This is a genomic window from Butyrivibrio sp. MB2005 (assembly GCF_000424285.1).
Classification (GTDB): domain Bacteria; phylum Bacillota; class Clostridia; order Lachnospirales; family Lachnospiraceae; genus Butyrivibrio.
Genome location: NZ_AUJP01000028.1, coordinates 1 through 17,013, shown reverse-complemented (window position 1 = coordinate 17,013; position 17,013 = coordinate 1). Strand labels below are relative to the sequence as shown.

Here is a 17,013-nt window from a genome sequence, read left to right as displayed (position 1 = left end):
TTATTATTACCGCTGTCGATGTTTCAGTTCGCTCTCTTCTTACCTTCCATGAAGTTCCAGCAGCTTTATCAGAGTGGATCTCATCTGATTTCTTGGCACTATCTTATCCACAAAGCCGTGGTTCTCAAGATATTCACTTCTCTGAAAACCCTTGGGGAGCTTTTTATGGATTGTCTGCTCGATTACTCTTGGACCTGCAAAACCGATTAGTGCTCCCGGTTCAGCCAGTGTGATATCTCCAAGAGATGCAAAACTTGCTGTTACTCCGCCTGTTGTGGGATGCGTCAGATAGCTGATATACAGTCCGCCTGAAGCATTGAATTCTTCTATTGCTGCCGCAGTTTTTGCCATCTGCATCAGACTGTAGATCCCTTCCTGCATCCTGGCTCCGCCGCTGGCTGAGAAAATGATAAGTGGCATCTTTTTCTCTGTGGCATATTCTACCGCCCTTGTGACTTTCTCTCCCACTATGCTGCTCATACTCCCCATGAAAAACCTGCTGTCCAGCACTATGACAGTAACTTTATATCCGCCGATTTTTCCTGTTGCTGTTACAGCAGCTTCCTCAAGTCCGGTGCTCTTTTTCTGCTTATCAAGCTTGTCCCTGTATTCAGGAAACTCCATGGGGTCCTCAGCCTTAAGATCGGCATTTAGTTCATAGAAGGTTCCGGGATCCAGAATCAGCGATAGTCTGTAATAGGCTCCAATACTTCTGTACTTGCCACATACAGGGCATACATAGAAACTGTTTTGCCAGTCCTTTTTCAGTGCTCTTCTTCCACAGGATTTGCAGGTAATGAAAACCGGCTCCTTTTCTTTTTTCAAAAAAGCATCGCCGATATCCTTTTTTACCTTCGCAGGAAAAGATATGGCATTCATTAAAGGTCCCATAAGTACCTCCTGCTTTTCTTATTTGTTTTTGTTGATAGCTTCAAGGACATCACTTACAGTATGAAGATCAGAAATTGCTTCATCCGGAATCTTTATTCCGAGCTTCTCCTCAATCTCCATGTGAAGCTCAACGATTGCAAGTGAATCAGCTCCAAGATCGTCAATGAGGTTTGCATCAGGTGTAACCTTGTCCTCATCTACTCCAAGTGTCTCAGCAATAAGTTCTTTGATTTCATCTAAATTCATTTTAGTTATCTCCTTTTTAGTTAAATGCTTTTTAGCTAATTACATTTGAAATATTATAGCCGGATTTTTTATTTGTCAACAATAAACTGTTTTTGTGGATTTGGGTTTCCTTGGAAAATGAGCAAAAAAAGATCTTTGGCACTAATCGCCAAAGACCTTTCTGCTATCAATCATTCACTTTATTGCCATCAGTATTATGAGTGCTATCTTTATGTTTTTAGTTCAATCACTTAGCTTTCTGCACATTATTAACCTTTTGAACTTCTCTTGGTTTTACTCCAAAAATCTGATCCATAAGAGCAAACTTCTTCTTTCCGCTTGAATCAAGAGCATGTCCCGGTTTTACCTTGGGATCTCTTGTGAAGTTCTTCTCATTGAGTTTATAGTTCTGATAATCGTTGGCTTTTTTCTTCACCTGGTTCCAGGATTTAGAATAAGCCCTTAAAATATCAATATTTTCGACTATTCCGTTTTTGGCATACTTGGACAATCTTTTACGTGTGTCTGAGTTGAAACTGCTAAGAGGCATATTGGTCTGATAATTTTCTTTGGCTTCAATAATCTTTTCTGCCAGGTTGGTGAATACTTTGATTTCATCATAGAATTTATTATACTGTGATGAATTCATCTTACCCTTGGCAGCTTTCGCCTGATTCTTAAGATTCAATGCCCATGCAGTTTCTTTTTCATTATAGAGATCCGGTGCCTTAGCCATGTCCTCGGATTTATCAATCACATTCTCTACTGTTGTAGCTCGCATTGAACTTGTTCTTGAGACATTCGATTCACTTTTTCGTACATTGTCAAGCAAATCATTAAATGTAGTAGGTCTGACCGAAATCTTTTCATCAACGATTGAAGCAACCTTCTCATTTTTTATCTCCTCAATTTTCTCCATGTCAAGACCCCAATCGAGATCCCTATTGAATCTTCTCAGATCACTAAAAAATGTCTCAGTATCTGCCTTTGATAAACCGTCTGTAAGAATATCAAAACCGGTTCTTCCATCATCTTGAGGCTCTGTAAGAAATTTGTTGAAGTTCTCAAGTTTTTCAAGCCCATTCTCTATTAAATTGGGGTCATTCTCAACAAGGCCACAAAATCCCTCAAACAGATCCATTAAAATCGATCTATTTGGATCTACAACACTCGTGTGCATCCAGGTTTGATTCACACGCTGCTCTATCGCTCTTACTGAATCAGAAGCATATAGTTTTTTATTGAATATTTCTGACGCTGTCTTAGGCATATCATTTCCTCCTGCAATATCAGATTAAATTTATATTTTTATTGTCACTATTATATATGCATCAGATATAAAAAAACCACGCATTCAAATAACAAAGTAAAATAGGATTTCGCTTGCGAAATCCTCGCGCGCGAGCGGTATTGCGAAGCAATAAACTTCAATTCCGCGAGCTGCGCATCCACACGGAGTGTTTTTTATCTTATAGCTTCCGTAGGAAGCTATAAGATAAAAAAAGGTCTGCAACCACATGGGTTACAGACCTGAAATCGATTATTTTTTGTCTTTTACAATAGGCTCTATCTGAGATACCAGATTGTCGATATGTTCGAACACGCTGCTCTTTGTAGTACCAAGGGAATTAACCCTGTCAAGCTGATTAACAAGAGCATCATATCGCCTGTTTATCTCCGTGAAGCTGTTGCCTATTCTGTTAAGCTCATCGGAAGCCGTATTCGCTGTATCGGAGATTTCCTCCTGAACTACATTGGCACCGTTTGCGCTCTCGATGATCTCATCAAAGGTTGCATTGGTCTCATCAACTTCCTGAAGGCTCTTATCCATGGCAGCGATCGAGTTCTGAATATTGATAGAAAGCTTCTCACTCTCTTCACCTGCTGCATCAATAGATGCATTAACCTGGCTGATCATAACCTTGATCTCATCTGCCAGTTCTCTTACTTCCGTAGCAACAACTGCGAAACCTTTTCCTGCTGCGCCGGCTCTTGCAGCTTCGATTGAAGCATTAAGTGCCAGCAGATTAGTCTGGGTTGCAATACCGATGATCTTTTTCATGTAATCGGAGATCTGATCAACAGCACTTTTGAAGTTCTCGAAGCCCTGTGTCATCTCATCAAAGCTTGCTCTTACTTCATTGGAGCTGTCTTTTAATTCAGATACTTTATTCTGGGCATTCTGAACGCTGTTTAAGATATTTACCTTAACATCTTCAAACTTACCGGCGCTTTCGTTCACAGCTGCGAACATCTCATTAAATGCTTCCATCTGATCTCTGAGGTCATTGTTACTCTTAATAACATTCTCTACTGCTTCACCCATATCATGGATTTCTGTAAGAGAGCTAACCTCGTTCTGAACGAGCTCCTTCTGGAATTTTTTTACAGAATCAGCAATATAGATAAGCGATTTCTTCTTACTCTCATCCATATCTTCCTTAGGAGCGTTTACTTCGATATCAGCTTCTTCTGTTTTCTTTTTAAAAATATCTGTAAACATATTCGTCTCTCCCTCATTCAAACACAATACATGTCATTGTCTGGTTAACAAACTGGGTATTGTAATGTTCTCCAAATCCAATTAGTCCGCAGGATGGTCCAAGCTGAGCTATCTTACCAAGATAGGTGTTCAGTTCTCCCCTCTCCTTCAGAACAAGGTATCTGAAAATACAGTTGACTGAATATATACCCGATATTTTTGAAAAATCATTTTTGATTCTGCTCACAGTCTGCTCGGCTACTTCCATGGGGTTCTTCATCTCAAGAAGTGTGAGGATATCAGAGTCGTTTATCTGTCTGTACAGGATAAGTCCGCTTCCTGCTACATCCTTGATGGAGCAGATGCAAACATCATTTCCTATCATCTTTCCAAGAGGATTCTTGAAGGTCTGGTCGATGATTTCTTTATCAGACTTTGCGCCTGTCAGATCCATATAAACCTGCTTTGCGGAGCGTCCGTTAAGCTCTCCAAGATAATACTTAGCCTTATCTGTCTTGGATGCGATAAGCTGACGGTTATCCATGGGCTCGTAGATGTTCTCCTTATAGGATTTAACCTTGCCGCCCTCATTTTTGATAACGGCATAACTCATGGCATCTTCATATACCTTACCGTTTAAGGAAACCTTGCCGGCATCACCTGTAGCGCCCATAACCTGAAGATTATATCTGTCAAGAAGGCTTCTGAGTGTGGTAAGAACTGCAGCGTCATTTCCTGCACAGAAATCGATTATCGCAGTATTCTCCTTGCCGGGTTTAATCTCGTCAAGGTCTTTCTCAAGACTTCCAACATCACGAGCAGGCATTGTTGATACCTTCTCAAGAACGCCGGTTCTAACCTTCACCCCTTCAGTAAAAGCAGTAATTGAAAGACCTGCTTCCTGAATCGACGCATCATAACTCATACCCACACAACCTATGCTGGGAATACCCGGGAATTTCTCCTCAATCTCGGCCACATTTTTATCAAAATGATCAGCATCACTTGTAAAAATGATAAGCTTAGGTGCAGCAAGACCTCTTGATGCCTCTGCTACATTTGCAGATGTACTTTTTCCGTTAAACATTTTCATAAGGCATATTCTCCTATTTAAAGAAATCAAAAATACCCATCTGTTAACATAATATCATTTGAATAAGTGTCATAACAGTAGTAGTGTGCTATATTTTGTTAAATATTCTATTAAAATTTAATAAACTCTGAACGTGGCAGAGACACACGCCAGATGTTTTTCTTTGGTGGGTGCATTCTCTTGATAGATTTGTTGATTCGTTGCGTTGATTTGTTACGGTTGATTTGTTGCTTGCCATACGTGGATGAATGGCATTTTTCTTGATCATCCACGTAATCAAGGCTCAATTCACTGCTATTTTAACGGGGATGAATAGTATTTCTCTTATTCATCCACGTAATCAAGGCTCAATTCCCTTCTATTTTAACGGGGATGGATGGTATTTCTCTTAATCACCCACGTAATCTAGGTTCAATTCACTGCTATTTTAACGGGGATGAATAGTATTTCCCTTAATCATCCACGTAATCAAACTCTAGACATACCCCAAAAAGCTCGTTGCATCATTAGACTCGGAAAGCGCTGACCGAGCTATCATTGGTTCTCATTGAATGGTTCACTTCACTGCATCATCAGACTCGGAAAGCGCTGACGCACTTCCCTCGTTACCGTTGGTTCTCATATGAATGATTTACCTCGTTGAATCATTAGACTCGAAAATGCTAACGCATTTCCTCGTTATTTTTTGTCGGCATATGCCTCTGTCGGTGAATAAGCCTTACCCAATGATTTATCTCTCGATTGATTCAATACGTACAATAGGACATAGCGCGTCTTCGACGCTACTGAAAATAAAAAAGGACAGCTTATTTCGAGCAAGCTCGATAAGCTATCCTTTTTATTTTCAAGTGCTTCGCACTCTATGTCTTATTTTACTCATCGACTAAAGTCGAGGGTTGAAATAATGATGAACAAGGGCTTTTCCCCTTAACGAGGCGCATGCCTCGTTATTTTATTACATCATTCCCATTCCGGGGTTGCCTGCGGGCATGGGAGGAACGGGCTCTTTGATTGTTGCTACGGCAGCTTCTGTTGTGAGGAAACTTGAAGCAACAGATGTTGCGTTCTGAAGAGCGCTTCTTGTAACCTTGGCAGGATCGATGATGCCGTCCTTAACCATGTCTACATACTCTTCTGAATATGCATTGAAGCCGATTCCCTGCTTGGATTCTTTAACCTTGTTTACGATTACAGAACCGTCAAGACCTGCGTTGTTTGCAATGTGGAAAAGAGGAGCCTCAAGTGCCTTAAGAACAACCTTAGCACCTGTCTTCTCGTCGCCTTCGAGCTTCTCAGCAAGCTTAGCAACTTCCTTGGATGCGTGGATGTATGCGCTACCACCACCGAAGATGATGCCTTCTTCTACTGCTGCTCTTGTAGCATTGAGAGCATCTTCCATACGATACTTAGCTTCCTTCATCTCTGTCTCTGTAGCAGCACCTACTCTGATAACTGCAACACCACCAGCGAGCTTAGCAAGTCTCTCCTGAAGCTTTTCTCTATCGAAATCAGATGTTGTATCCTCAATCTGCTTCTTGATCTGAGCGATTCTAGCCTGGATTTCCTTCTTGTCGCCAAGACCGTCAACGATAGTGGTCTTCTCCTTCTCAACCTTGATGCTCTTTGCACGTCCAAGGTCGTCAAGAGTTGTATCCTTAAGCTCAAGACCAAGGTCAGAGCTGATTACCTTACCGCCTGTAAGAATAGCGATATCCTCGAGCATAGCCTTTCTTCTGTCGCCATAGCCGGGAGCCTTAACAGCTACTACATTGAATGTACCACGGAGCTTGTTAACGATAAGAGTTGTAAGAGCCTCACCATCAACATCCTCAGCGATGATAAGAAGCTTAGCGCCAGTCTTAACGATCTGTTCAAGAAGAGGAAGGATATCCTGAATATTGGAAATCTTCTTATCTGTGATAAGAACATAAGGATCATCAAGATTTGCTTCCATCTTATCCATATCTGTAGCCATGTAAGCTGAGATATAACCACGATCGAACTGCATACCTTCAACGAGGTCGAGCTCAGTCATCATTGTCTTGGATTCCTCGATTGTGATAACACCATCGTTTGAAACCTTCTCCATAGCATCAGCGATCATCTGACCTACTTCGTCATCACCTGATGATACAGCGGCAACTCTCATGATCTGATCCTTGCCCTTAACCTTTGTAGCCATCTTGCTGATTGATTCAACAGCTGCATCTGTAGCCTTCTTCATACCCTTTCTAAGTACGATGGGGTTAGCACCTGCTGCAAGGTTCTTAACACCTTCATTGATCATAGCCTGTGCAAGAACTGTAGCTGTTGTTGTACCATCACCTGCTACGTCGTTAGTCTTGGTAGCTACTTCCTTAACAAGCTGAGCGCCCATGTTCTCATAAGCATCCTCAAGCTCGATCTCTTTAGCGATTGTAACACCATCGTTTGTGATTGTAGGTGCGCCATAGCTCTTATCAAGAACTACGTTTCTGCCCTTAGGTCCGATTGTAACTCTTACTGTATCTGCAAGCTTATTAACGCCTTCTACCATAGCTGTGCGGGCGTCAGCGCCGTACTTAATTGTCTTTGCCATTTTTAAAATGCCTCCATTTATTTTATTACCCTCATCCGGCGCTACGCGCCACCTTCTCCCTTTTTGAGCGAAGGCTTTGATGATGAATCTAATTACTTGATGATAGCGAGAATATCGTTCTGCTTAACGATGATGTATGTAACGTCATCAAGCTTTACTTCTGTTCCTGCATATTTTGAATAGATGACATTGTCACCCTTCTTAACCTGCATCTTTACTTCTTTACCATCAACGATTCCGCCGGGGCCTACTGCGATAACCTCAGCCTGCTGGGGCTTCTCCTTCTCAGCGCCGGGAAGAACGATTCCTGACTTTGTAGTCTCTTCAGCCTCAAGCTGCTTAAGTACAACTCTGTCTGCAAGTGGTTCTAACTTCATTTCTAATGCCTCCTTATATCTTTATTGCATTTATTAACTTTTCAAATTGTTAGCACTCATTTAATTCGAGTGCTAATCATCAAAAAATATATTATATCCATTCATGATGTTTGTCAAGAAAACAAGCAAAAAAAGGTAATAAACAGCTGTACTTATAAAATATAGAATTAATTAGTTTTGATTTTTTCTGGGTATATCCTTACCGGAGAGGTCAATATAATTATTTTTCAGTGCTTCTGCCCAATACTTCTCCGGGATATCGGGCCAGCGCACCATTCCTCTCTCCTCCTCGCAAAGTCTCATTGCCTGCAGAAGTATGGCTTCACTAAGGTCTATTCCTGTCCTGATGGTATGCATCTGAATTGCTGCCCAGGCCGGAGCATACTCGCTCATTCCGGATTTTGCAAATTCTTTTAGAAGTTCATGCCTGTCATATTTTATCTGAACAAGCTCTTCATCAAATCCTGATGCGCTTCCATGCAATATGGCAAATTCCGTAAATTGCCTGCTGTTTCTGGGAAGCCCAAGAGATCCCGGATTAACTGCCTTCCTGTCCCTGTATGAAAAGCTCTCCTGAACATGAGTATGAGCATGTAAAAGCATATCCGTCTTACATTTATTCATCACTCGTTTAAGACTTCTTTTTTCTGCAAAAAGTACCTCCGAAACTCCCGTGGGTGAACCATGACAATATTCAAAGCCAGGGAGCTTTCTGGGATTATAAATGCCATAAATTGGCAGAGATTCAAAAAAGTCAAAGTCCTTATCTGTCAGCTGTTCGTAAGTATAAAGAAGTGACCCACTGGCAGATCCCTTGTACCATCCGTTCTCTCCGCTTTTCCTGTAATTAAGCAAAAAGTCCTCTCTATTGCCTCTTACAATGTAGCAGGTAAAGTACTGCTTAAGTACATATATCAGCTCCATAGTTTTCCTGGGATTTGGCCCATCTGCTACAAAGTCCCCCAGCAGAATATAGTTCGTTATTCCTTTTCCCATGCAGTAATCTATAACTGCCTGCAATGCCACATGATTGCTGTGAACATCGCCCAAAACCGCTATGTCCATATCATCCTCCGGTGTTTTATACACTTAATTCATGATATCATTTTTCTAGCTTTTTTAATATTTTTATAATAAGTTGTTAATACACAAAAAAGATTCTTATGAGAAAATACTAGTGGTATCGATTTTGGGCTGACCAAATCCCATTATGTACCCGGGATTATATAAAAAGTGAAAGATTGGAGGATCAAAATGGCAAATAATCGTGAAGATCTGATACGCTCTCTTGCAGGCGTTATGGGTATGAGTGGTGAGCAGAAAAAACAGGATTCTCATTTTGATCCTGCTACAGGAACTCTCTATTGCGGTAGCAGAGTTTTCACACAGACAGATATTGCCGAAGCAAAAAAATTCTGCATTACAAATATGAAAAAAATGGCAGAAATCCAGGACAACGCTGCAATGTATTATGAAATAGCTGCCTCTGCAATTGAGATGCTGGAGCAGGACAGCGTCAAAAATGGCGGAAAAGTTGTAGTAAAAGATAATTAAATATAGCATTCCCAAAACAGAATTTCTGTGACATTGTTCTACATATTTTAAAGCGGTATCGACTAAAACAGTCGGTACCGCTTTTACGTGTCTGATACATTCAATTCAGCTGTGAATTACAGTAAGTGAGCTCTGAGCTCCTCTCCGCTAAGCTCTGAAAGATATGCCGGTGCAATATCCAGCATGGTCTTGCAGCCTGTCTGGCCTTCGCTCTTCATGCGATGAGCTGCTCTTGCAACAGCTACAAGAACGCTTGTAGTAAACTCAGGGTTAGAATCGAGCTTCAGGCTATACTCAATGATGTGATTATGCTCTTTGTCTGCACCTGTTTTACCGCTTCTGAATACGAAACCGCCGTGAGCCATTCCGCTGTGATCTCTAAGAAGCTCTTCCTCACTGATAAAATGAACTGTTGTGTCATAGTCAGCGAAGTAATTGGGCATCTCCTTGATTTCCTTCTCAACAGCTGCTGCATCAGCATCTTCCTCAAGAACCACAAAGCACTCTCTGGTGTGCTTCTGTCTGGTTGTAAGTTCAGGATTCTCACCGTTTCTTACTGCTTCAAGAGCTGCTTCTACAGGGATTGTGTACTGTTTTGCATTCTTTACGCCCTTTATGCGACGGATTGCATCTGAGTGTCCCTGTGATACTCCCTTGCCCCAGAAGGTGTAATCTTTACCATCAGGCAGGATAGCATTTGAATATACTCTTGCCAGTGAAAACATTCCGGGATCCCATCCGCAAGAGATAACAGCCACATTGCCTGCAGCCTTAGCTGCTGCGTCAACGTTTGCAAAATGCTCAGGTATTCTTGCGTGAGTATCAAAACTGTCAACAACATTAAACAATTTCGCATACTTAGGTGTCTGTTCGGGAAGATCTGTAGCACTTCCTCCGCAAAGGATCATTACATCGATCTTATCCTTATAGCTGTCTACATCATTAACGGATACTACCGGTACACCCTCTGTCTTGATCTGAAGGCTACCCGGATCACGTCTTGTGAAAACAGCAACCAGTTCCATATCAGGAGCTGCCTTTACTGCAAGTTCGACACCTTTTCCAAGGTTACCATATCCTAAAATTCCAATTCTGATACTCATTGTCCTGTCCTCCGATTTTTAAACTTTGGTAAAAATAATACACTACCGCGTCACTTTATTAAAGTGTTTTTTCTATTATTTTTACTATTAATCAATTCTGAGGATAAGACCAAGAATATTCTTAGCAGCTTTTTCAAGTTCTTCTCTGGTAATGCCTCCCTTTTCAAGAGCAGAAAGGATTCTCTCGGGATAACCGCAGCCCATCTTCATATCGTTACCGGCTTTGCATTCCTTGTAGTTCTCACCATAGGTCCACCAGTCGGTTGTAACCATTCCGTCAAAGCCCCACTCTCCTCTGAGGATGCCTTCAAGCATGTCCTCATTTTCCGAAGCTCTTCTGCCATTGATGATATTATAGGATGTCATGATACTCCAAGGCTGTGACTCTTTAACAACGATCTCGAAAGCCTTCAGATAGATTTCTCTGATTGCTCTCTCTGATGCACGTGAATCACTGTTCTTTCTGTTGGTCTCCTTATTATTAAGTGCAAAATGCTTGGCTGTAGCGCCCACTCTGTTGCTCTGGATACCTCTTATCATACCTGCAGCCATTTTACCTGTAAGATAGGGATCCTCAGAATAATACTCAAAGTTTCTTCCGCAAAGAGGTGAACGGTGAATATTCATAGCAGGAGTAAGCCATACACCGATATTATTCTCCTTAACCTCTTCTCCGCCTGCAATACCTACCTGCTCAGCTACAGCAGGATCCCATGTACATGCAAGAAGTGTTGCGCAAGGGAATGCTGTGGTCTTAACGCCAACCTGTGGCTGAATTCTAAGACCTGCAGGGCCATCAGCTGTCATTACATTAGGAATACCGAATTCTGAATTATTTCCATAACCAAAGGTATTAGCTACGGCTACATTAGGCTGTCCGCCAACAAGCCATGCGATATCCTCATCTGAAAGAGCCTTAACAAAATCATCAAGACTGATCTTGCCATCTGCCACTTCTTCAAGCTGCGGCTTACCTGAAGGCTCAAAACTGTGCCTGTATTCTACAGGACGAACCTTTGGCATAGCGTGAAGCGGTCCTTCAAGCTCCACATCCTTAAGAATATTATCATTGTATTTGGATGCATCACCCAGAGGCAGCTCTTCAAAGCTTCCATCTGAAAGCATTCTCTTCTTAAGATCTACAGGAGCCATTCTTTCTGTAAGCTGGCATACTACTTCATCTTTGTCCTGAACATAGTCAGTATCAGCCTTCTTAACATTTCTTACATCTGTTCCGACATAGAAGGTGTATTTACCCTTCTCAAGAACATAAGCAGATTTCTGCACCTTTCCAAGATCGTCGTAAGAAGCCATGTCTCCAACATTGAATTCTATTATCACGCGCTGTGACTGACCGGGAAGAAGCTCAGCTGTCTTTTTAAAGCCTATAAGAGTTTTTTCAGGTTTTCCAAGCTTACCCTGAGGTGCGCCAAAGTATACCTGTACTACTTCTTTTCCGGGATATTTGCCAGTATTTGTAACATTAGCTTTTACTGTAACCTTGTCATCTTCAACTGCAACCTTGACACGATTCAGATTGAAGTTTGTGTATGAAAGGCCGTATCCGAAGGGATAGATAACCTTCTTATCAGCATCCTTTATGGTCTCAAAATAACGATATCCAACATAGATATCCTCTTCGTATTCAACATAGTCATCAGAATCATGGAAATGCTCTGTTCCGGGATAGTCAGCAAGATCTCTTGCGAAAGTATCTGAGAGCTTACCGCTGGGTGTTCCGATTCCAAGAAGAAGCTCAGCTGTTGCAAGTCCGCCTTCCATACCGCCCTGCCATGCTATAAGAGCGGAATCAATCTTCTCATTTTCTTTAATCCAGGAAACATCAAACATTCCGCCGATATTAAGAACTATCACTGTGTGAGGGAATGCTGCTGTTACCTTATCAACAAGCTCCTTCTCAGCCTTGGACAGATAGAAATCGCCTCTCTCAAAAAGCTTATCTGTCTCATCCACAAGGTCCTGTGCTACATCCTTGTGCTTTCTGCCATCGTCGTTATCAGCCTTCCTGTCCCAGCCTTCACCTGAATATCTGCTGATTGAAATAACGGCAGTATCAGTAAATGCCAGCGACTGTGTAAGAAGCTCCTGTGGAAGCTCAGGCTCTGCGATAAGTCCGGGCATCTTGCCTTCCTCATACAGATCTCTGACATACTTCTCATAGAACTTTACTGTGCCTTCAAACACACTTACTTCAGATGAAAGCTTCTTAAAGCCCTCTGCAAGATTAGTAACATAGGGAACGGTAACATCACCTGATCCGCCGCCACCCTTTACATAATCAATAGAAGCTTTTCCAAAAAGAGCTATCTTCTGACCTCTCTTAAAGGGCAGAAAACCTCCTTCATTCTTAACCAGGACCATTCCCTCTTTTGCTGCATTCTTGGAGATCTCAATGTGCTCCTTAGATGCCGTAACCCTTGTTCCATCCGCTCCAAGAGGGAGATTCGGATGATACTTAACTCTTTGCCATTTTGCCATTTAAATGTACCTCCATTACATTTACCCAATTAGTATATGAACATTATAAATGGTATTTCCGGGAATCTATATCAATAATTCCCTAAAAATATAAAAATACACAGAAAAAAATCGGACATTACCTTTACGATAATGTCCGATTCATTATTTATTACTCACTTAACAGGCAATTTTATAATTACTTGTTTGCGATAGCTGCCTGAGCTGCTGCAAGTCTAGCAACAGGTACACGGAAAGGTGAGCATGATACATAGTCAAGGCCAATCTTGTGGCAGAACTCAACTGATGAAGGATCTCCACCGTGCTCTCCGCAGATACCAACGTGAAGCTTAGGATTAACGGGCTTACCAAGCTTAAGTGACATATCCATAAGCTTACCAACACCTGTCTGATCAAGCTTAGCGAAAGGATCGTTCTCGAAGATCTTCTCATCATAGTAAGCGTTAAGGAACTTACCAGCGTCATCACGAGAGAATCCAAATGTCATCTGTGTAAGGTCGTTTGTACCGAAGCAGAAGAAGTCAGCCTCAGCAGCGATCTCGTCAGCTGTAAGAGCAGCTCTCGGGATCTCGATCATTGTACCAACCTCATACTCAAGCTTAGCACCAGCTGCAGCGATCTCAGCATCTGCTGTCTCACATACAACCTTCTTAACGAACTTAAGCTCTTTAACTTCACATACAAGAGGAATCATGATCTCAGGCTTAACGTTCCAATCAGCATGCTCCTTCTGAACCTCAAGAGCAGCACGGATAACAGCCTTAGTCTGCATCTTAGCAATTTCAGGATATGTAACTGCAAGACGGCATCCTCTGTGACCCATCATAGGGTTGAACTCGTGAAGAGAAGCGATGATAGCCTTGATCTCCTCTACGCTCTTACCCTGAGCATCTGCAAGCTTCTTAATGTCTTCCTCTGTTGTAGGAACGAACTCATGAAGCGGAGGATCAAGGAATCTGATTGTTACAGGGCAACCCTCAAGTGCCTCATAAAGAGCCTTGAAGTCTTTCTGCTGATAAGGAAGAATCTTCTCAAGAGCAGCTTCTCTCTCCTCAGCTGTGTCAGAGCAGATCATCTCACGGAATGCAGCAATTCTGTCTTCCTCGAAGAACATGTGCTCTGTACGGCAAAGACCGATACCCTCAGCACCAAGCTCACGAGCCTTCTTAGCATCAGCGGGTGTATCAGCGTTTGTACGAACCTTAAGCTTTCTGAACTGATCAGCCCAATCCATGATACGTCCGAACTCGCCGGCGATCTGAGCGTCTACAGTCTTGATAACGCCATCATAGATGTTACCTGTTGTACCGTCGATTGAGATGAAGTCTCCCTCGTGGAACTCTTTACCAGCAAGTGTGAACTTCTTGTTCTCCTCGTCCATGTTGATGTCGCCACATCCTGAAACGCAGCACTCACCCATACCACGAGCAACAACGGCAGCGTGTGATGTCATACCACCACGAACTGTAAGGATACCCTGAGCAGCCTTCATACCTGTGATATCCTCAGGTGATGTCTCAAGACGAACAAGGATAACCTTCTCACCTCTCTCAGCCCAAGCTACAGCGTCATCAGCTGTGAATACAACCTTACCGCAAGCAGCACCGGGTGATGCACCAAGGCCCTTACCCATAGGTGTTGCAGCCTTAAGAGCAGCTGCATCGAACTGAGGATGAAGAAGTGTATCAAGGTTACGAGGATCGATCATTGCTACAGCTTCTTCAGGAGTCTTGTGTCCCTCATCAACAAGGTCACAAGCGATCTTAAGAGCAGCAGGAGCTGTTCTCTTACCGTTACGGCACTGGAGCATATAGAGCTTCTTGTTCTCAACAGTGAACTCCATATCCTGCATGTCGTGATAGTGGTTCTCAAGTGTATCACAAACCTTGATGAACTCAGCGTATGCTTCAGGGAATTCCTTCTCCATCTGAGCGATCGGCATAGGTGTACGAACACCTGCAACTACGTCCTCACCCTGAGCGTTGATAAGGAACTCACCCATAAGCTTATTCTCACCTGTAGCAGGGTCACGTGTGAATGCAACACCTGTACCGGACTCATTGTTAAGGTTACCGAATACCATAGGCATTACGTTAACAGCTGTTCCCCAAGAATAAGGGATATCGTTGTCACGACGGTAAACATTTGCACGAGGGTTATCCCATGAACGGAATACAGCCTCGATAGCAAGCTTAAGCTGCTCTACAGGATCTGAAGGGAAATCAGAACCAAGCTGGTTCTTATACTCAGCCTTAAACTGCTCAGCAAGCTCCTTAAGATCAGCTGCTGTAAGATCTACGTCAAACTTAACACCCTTCTGCTCCTTCATCTTGTCGATGAGCTGCTCGAAGTACTTCTTACCTACTTCCATAACAACGTCTGAGAACATCTGGATGAAACGACGATATGAATCATATACGAAACGCTCGAATGCAGGATCAGGATTGCCCTTGATCATTGCAGCAACTACCTCGTCATTAAGACCAAGGTTAAGAATTGTATCCATCATACCAGGCATTGATGCACGAGCACCTGAACGAACAGATACGAGAAGAGGGTTCTGAAGATCGCCAAACTTCTTGCCGTTGATCTCCTCCATCTTCTTAACGCCTTCCATAGCCTGAGCCATGATCTCGTCGTTGATCTTACGACCATCTTCATAGTACTGTGTGCAAGCTTCTGTTGAAATTGTGAAGCCCTGAGGTACAGGAAGACCGATTGATGTCATCTCAGCAAGGTTTGCACCTTTACCACCGAGAAGGTTTCTCATGGTCATGTCGCCTTCGCTGAACATGTAAACGTATTTTTTCGCCATTTCACTACCTTTCTTACCGATATTCGATTCGGTAAATCCCTTTCCATTTATGTTACTATTTATAATTATCCATGCCCTGGCACAGTAATTATCCTATTACACGCCTCCTGGTGAATCATACCGGGAAGGCCAAAAATTAAGCGGGAATAAATCCCTCAAATATGAAAATATCAAACTTCTCTCTGTTCCTGTCCAGCTCTTCCTGACTCTTGATAGTCCATGCTGCAGCCGTATTCTTATAAAGGCTGTGACACAATGTCCTTGACAGGTTACCTGCATGCTTGTGATTATAAGCCACAAAATCAGGTCTTGTGAGGAAATTGAAAATCAGGAATGCAAGCATAAAATAAAGCGGTGTATGCATTACCTGGTCTATCTCGTGGAAAAATTCCTCAGAGAGCTGTCCTCTGAATATCTCGCTGTGGTTTTTCTTAAGCCAGTAAACACCAAGCGGATTAAAGGATTCGATACAATAAACTCCATTGTATTTTTCCAAAAGATCGTAGGCCTTTTGACAAACTGATAAGTCAAATCTCTCAATCTTGAGCTCTACAATAAGCGGTACTCTTCCATCAACCAGTTTAAGAAAATCCTCAAACATTGGAATTCTCTCATCCGAGTCCAAAAGATGGAACTGCTGCAGTTCCTCATAGGTGTAGTCGATGACCTTGCCGGCTACTCCAAGAGAACCGTCCTCATTCCTTACAGCATCTGAAGGAATCTGTCCCTCTTCATATCTGGCAACTCTTGCCAGTGTGAAGTCGTGAAAAACTACCGGAACTCCGTCCTTAGTGAGCTGAACATCGAGCTCAATTCCGTACCCTCCATCAACAGCCTTCTTAAAAGCAGCCATTGAATTCTCGGGAGCTTCTGACTTATTGTCGTGCAATCCTCTATGGGCATATAAATTCTGTTTTAGCAGTTCATGGGATATCGGCTTTTTGCTCATCCCGGGCATAATTGCCAGAAAATAAAGGATGATTAAAACCACGATAATTATTAGTAAAATCTTTAAAAACATTTTTCACACTTCCTGCTATTTGGTCTTACTTAGACGCCCATGATATTTTAATATCTTATGTCTTTTTTGACAAGTGCAAAATTCAAAATGATAGCGTAAATTGATATTCGGAAACAAAAGGGTGGAATACACCCGGAATCATTTAAGATCAGACTTTGTCTCCGTTATTATACAGCACTGAAGCCCCCGTTACCAGCCCCTAGCCGTTTGTTCCCTGCGGAACCTTGTGTTCCGCTTATATTCCTTGGTCTGCTTGTTGACTACTTTATCTGCCAGGAAATATCAGTCAACCCCAAAGCCGCTTTGCGGTGCGCCGTGCGCAGGGTTGACAGATATTTCCTGACAGATATTCTGTAGTCAAGCAGATCAAGGATA

Annotated in this window: 13 protein-coding genes; 1 reads left to right on the top strand and 12 read right to left on the bottom strand. The window is 42.4% G+C overall.

Annotated features, from left to right (window positions below; translation table 11 throughout):
• Positions 1-39: 39 nt before the first annotated feature.
• The 8 genes from accD to G610_RS0113655 form a co-directional block, all read right to left on the bottom strand.
• A complete protein-coding gene (gene accD / locus G610_RS0113690; RefSeq protein ID WP_026525249.1) occupies positions 40-891 on the bottom strand; it encodes an acetyl-CoA carboxylase, carboxyltransferase subunit beta in 852 nt (283 codons plus the stop codon).
• A gap of 18 nt (positions 892-909) precedes the next feature.
• Entirely contained in the window at positions 910-1,137 is a 228-nt protein-coding gene (acpP, locus tag G610_RS0113685; protein WP_026525248.1) for an acyl carrier protein, read from the bottom strand.
• A gap of 226 nt (positions 1,138-1,363) precedes the next feature.
• On the bottom strand, positions 1,364-2,386 hold the full coding sequence (locus tag G610_RS0113680) for a hypothetical protein (protein ID WP_026525247.1): 1,023 nt from the start codon (positions 2,384-2,386) through the stop codon (positions 1,364-1,366).
• A 270-nt stretch (positions 2,387-2,656) separates the two neighbouring features.
• Positions 2,657-3,619, bottom strand: a complete 963-nt coding sequence (locus G610_RS0113675; protein WP_026525246.1) for a methyl-accepting chemotaxis protein — start codon at positions 3,617-3,619, stop codon at positions 2,657-2,659.
• 13 nt (positions 3,620-3,632) lie between these two features.
• Positions 3,633-4,691, bottom strand: a complete 1,059-nt coding sequence (locus G610_RS0113670; protein ID WP_026525245.1) for an FIST signal transduction protein — start codon at positions 4,689-4,691, stop codon at positions 3,633-3,635.
• Positions 4,692-5,646: 955 nt separating this feature from the next.
• The gene (gene groL / locus G610_RS0113665) at positions 5,647-7,269 is read right to left on the bottom strand and encodes a chaperonin GroEL (RefSeq protein ID WP_026525244.1); all 1,623 of its coding nucleotides are present in this window, start codon (positions 7,267-7,269) and stop codon (positions 5,647-5,649) included.
• Positions 7,270-7,361: 92 nt separating this feature from the next.
• Complete coding sequence (locus G610_RS0113660) at positions 7,362-7,646, bottom strand: co-chaperone GroES (RefSeq protein WP_026494333.1); 285 nt, start codon at positions 7,644-7,646, stop codon at positions 7,362-7,364.
• A 171-nt stretch (positions 7,647-7,817) separates the two neighbouring features.
• Positions 7,818-8,711: a metallophosphoesterase family protein gene (locus G610_RS0113655; RefSeq protein ID WP_026525243.1), complete on the bottom strand. Its 894-nt coding sequence runs from the start codon at positions 8,709-8,711 to the stop codon at positions 7,818-7,820.
• Between the two features lie 189 nt (positions 8,712-8,900).
• Between G610_RS0113655 and G610_RS0113650 the strand changes: the two genes are divergently transcribed.
• Complete coding sequence (locus tag G610_RS0113650; protein WP_026525242.1) at positions 8,901-9,200, top strand: hypothetical protein; 300 nt, start codon at positions 8,901-8,903, stop codon at positions 9,198-9,200.
• A gap of 116 nt (positions 9,201-9,316) precedes the next feature.
• On the opposite strand, the gene G610_RS0113645 is transcribed toward G610_RS0113650, so the two are convergent.
• From G610_RS0113645 to G610_RS0113630, 4 genes are all read right to left on the bottom strand, one after another.
• Positions 9,317-10,303 carry a diaminopimelate dehydrogenase gene (locus G610_RS0113645; RefSeq protein WP_026525241.1) on the bottom strand — a complete coding sequence of 329 codons (987 nt, stop codon included), beginning with the start codon at positions 10,301-10,303 and terminating at the stop codon, positions 9,317-9,319.
• A gap of 87 nt (positions 10,304-10,390) precedes the next feature.
• The gene (locus G610_RS0113640) at positions 10,391-12,802 is read right to left on the bottom strand and encodes a glycoside hydrolase family 3 protein (protein WP_026525240.1); all 2,412 of its coding nucleotides are present in this window, start codon (positions 12,800-12,802) and stop codon (positions 10,391-10,393) included.
• A 178-nt stretch (positions 12,803-12,980) separates the two neighbouring features.
• Positions 12,981-15,617 (bottom strand): pyruvate, phosphate dikinase, encoded by a 2,637-nt coding sequence (gene ppdK, locus G610_RS0113635; RefSeq protein WP_026494328.1) that lies wholly within the window; start codon positions 15,615-15,617, stop codon positions 12,981-12,983.
• Between the two features lie 136 nt (positions 15,618-15,753).
• Entirely contained in the window at positions 15,754-16,638 is an 885-nt protein-coding gene (locus G610_RS0113630) for a glycerophosphodiester phosphodiesterase family protein (protein WP_026525239.1), read from the bottom strand.
• Between the last annotated feature and the right edge of the window lie 375 nt (positions 16,639-17,013).

What these genes read in the sequence shown, in the direction of transcription:
- acpP (WP_026525248.1), bottom strand. Translation starts at nt 1,137, where the DNA reads ATGAATTTAGATGAAATCAAAGAACTTATTGCTGAGACACTTGGAGTA.
- G610_RS0113630 (WP_026525239.1), bottom strand. Translation starts at nt 16,638, where the DNA reads ATGTTTTTAAAGATTTTACTAATAATTATCGTGGTTTTAATCATCCTT.
- G610_RS0113660 (WP_026494333.1), bottom strand. Translation starts at nt 7,646, where the DNA reads ATGAAGTTAGAACCACTTGCAGACAGAGTTGTACTTAAGCAGCTTGAG.
- G610_RS0113645 (WP_026525241.1), bottom strand. Translation starts at nt 10,303, where the DNA reads ATGAGTATCAGAATTGGAATTTTAGGATATGGTAACCTTGGAAAAGGT.
- G610_RS0113650 (WP_026525242.1), top strand. Translation starts at nt 8,901, where the DNA reads ATGGCAAATAATCGTGAAGATCTGATACGCTCTCTTGCAGGCGTTATG.
- G610_RS0113675 (WP_026525246.1), bottom strand. Translation starts at nt 3,619, where the DNA reads ATGTTTACAGATATTTTTAAAAAGAAAACAGAAGAAGCTGATATCGAA.
- accD (WP_026525249.1), bottom strand. Translation starts at nt 891, where the DNA reads ATGGGACCTTTAATGAATGCCATATCTTTTCCTGCGAAGGTAAAAAAG.
- groL (WP_026525244.1), bottom strand. Translation starts at nt 7,269, where the DNA reads ATGGCAAAGACAATTAAGTACGGCGCTGACGCCCGCACAGCTATGGTA.
- G610_RS0113670 (WP_026525245.1), bottom strand. Translation starts at nt 4,691, where the DNA reads ATGAAAATGTTTAACGGAAAAAGTACATCTGCAAATGTAGCAGAGGCA.
- G610_RS0113640 (WP_026525240.1), bottom strand. Translation starts at nt 12,802, where the DNA reads ATGGCAAAATGGCAAAGAGTTAAGTATCATCCGAATCTCCCTCTTGGA.
- G610_RS0113655 (WP_026525243.1), bottom strand. Translation starts at nt 8,711, where the DNA reads ATGGACATAGCGGTTTTGGGCGATGTTCACAGCAATCATGTGGCATTG.
- G610_RS0113680 (WP_026525247.1), bottom strand. Translation starts at nt 2,386, where the DNA reads ATGCCTAAGACAGCGTCAGAAATATTCAATAAAAAACTATATGCTTCT.
- ppdK (WP_026494328.1), bottom strand. Translation starts at nt 15,617, where the DNA reads ATGGCGAAAAAATACGTTTACATGTTCAGCGAAGGCGACATGACCATG.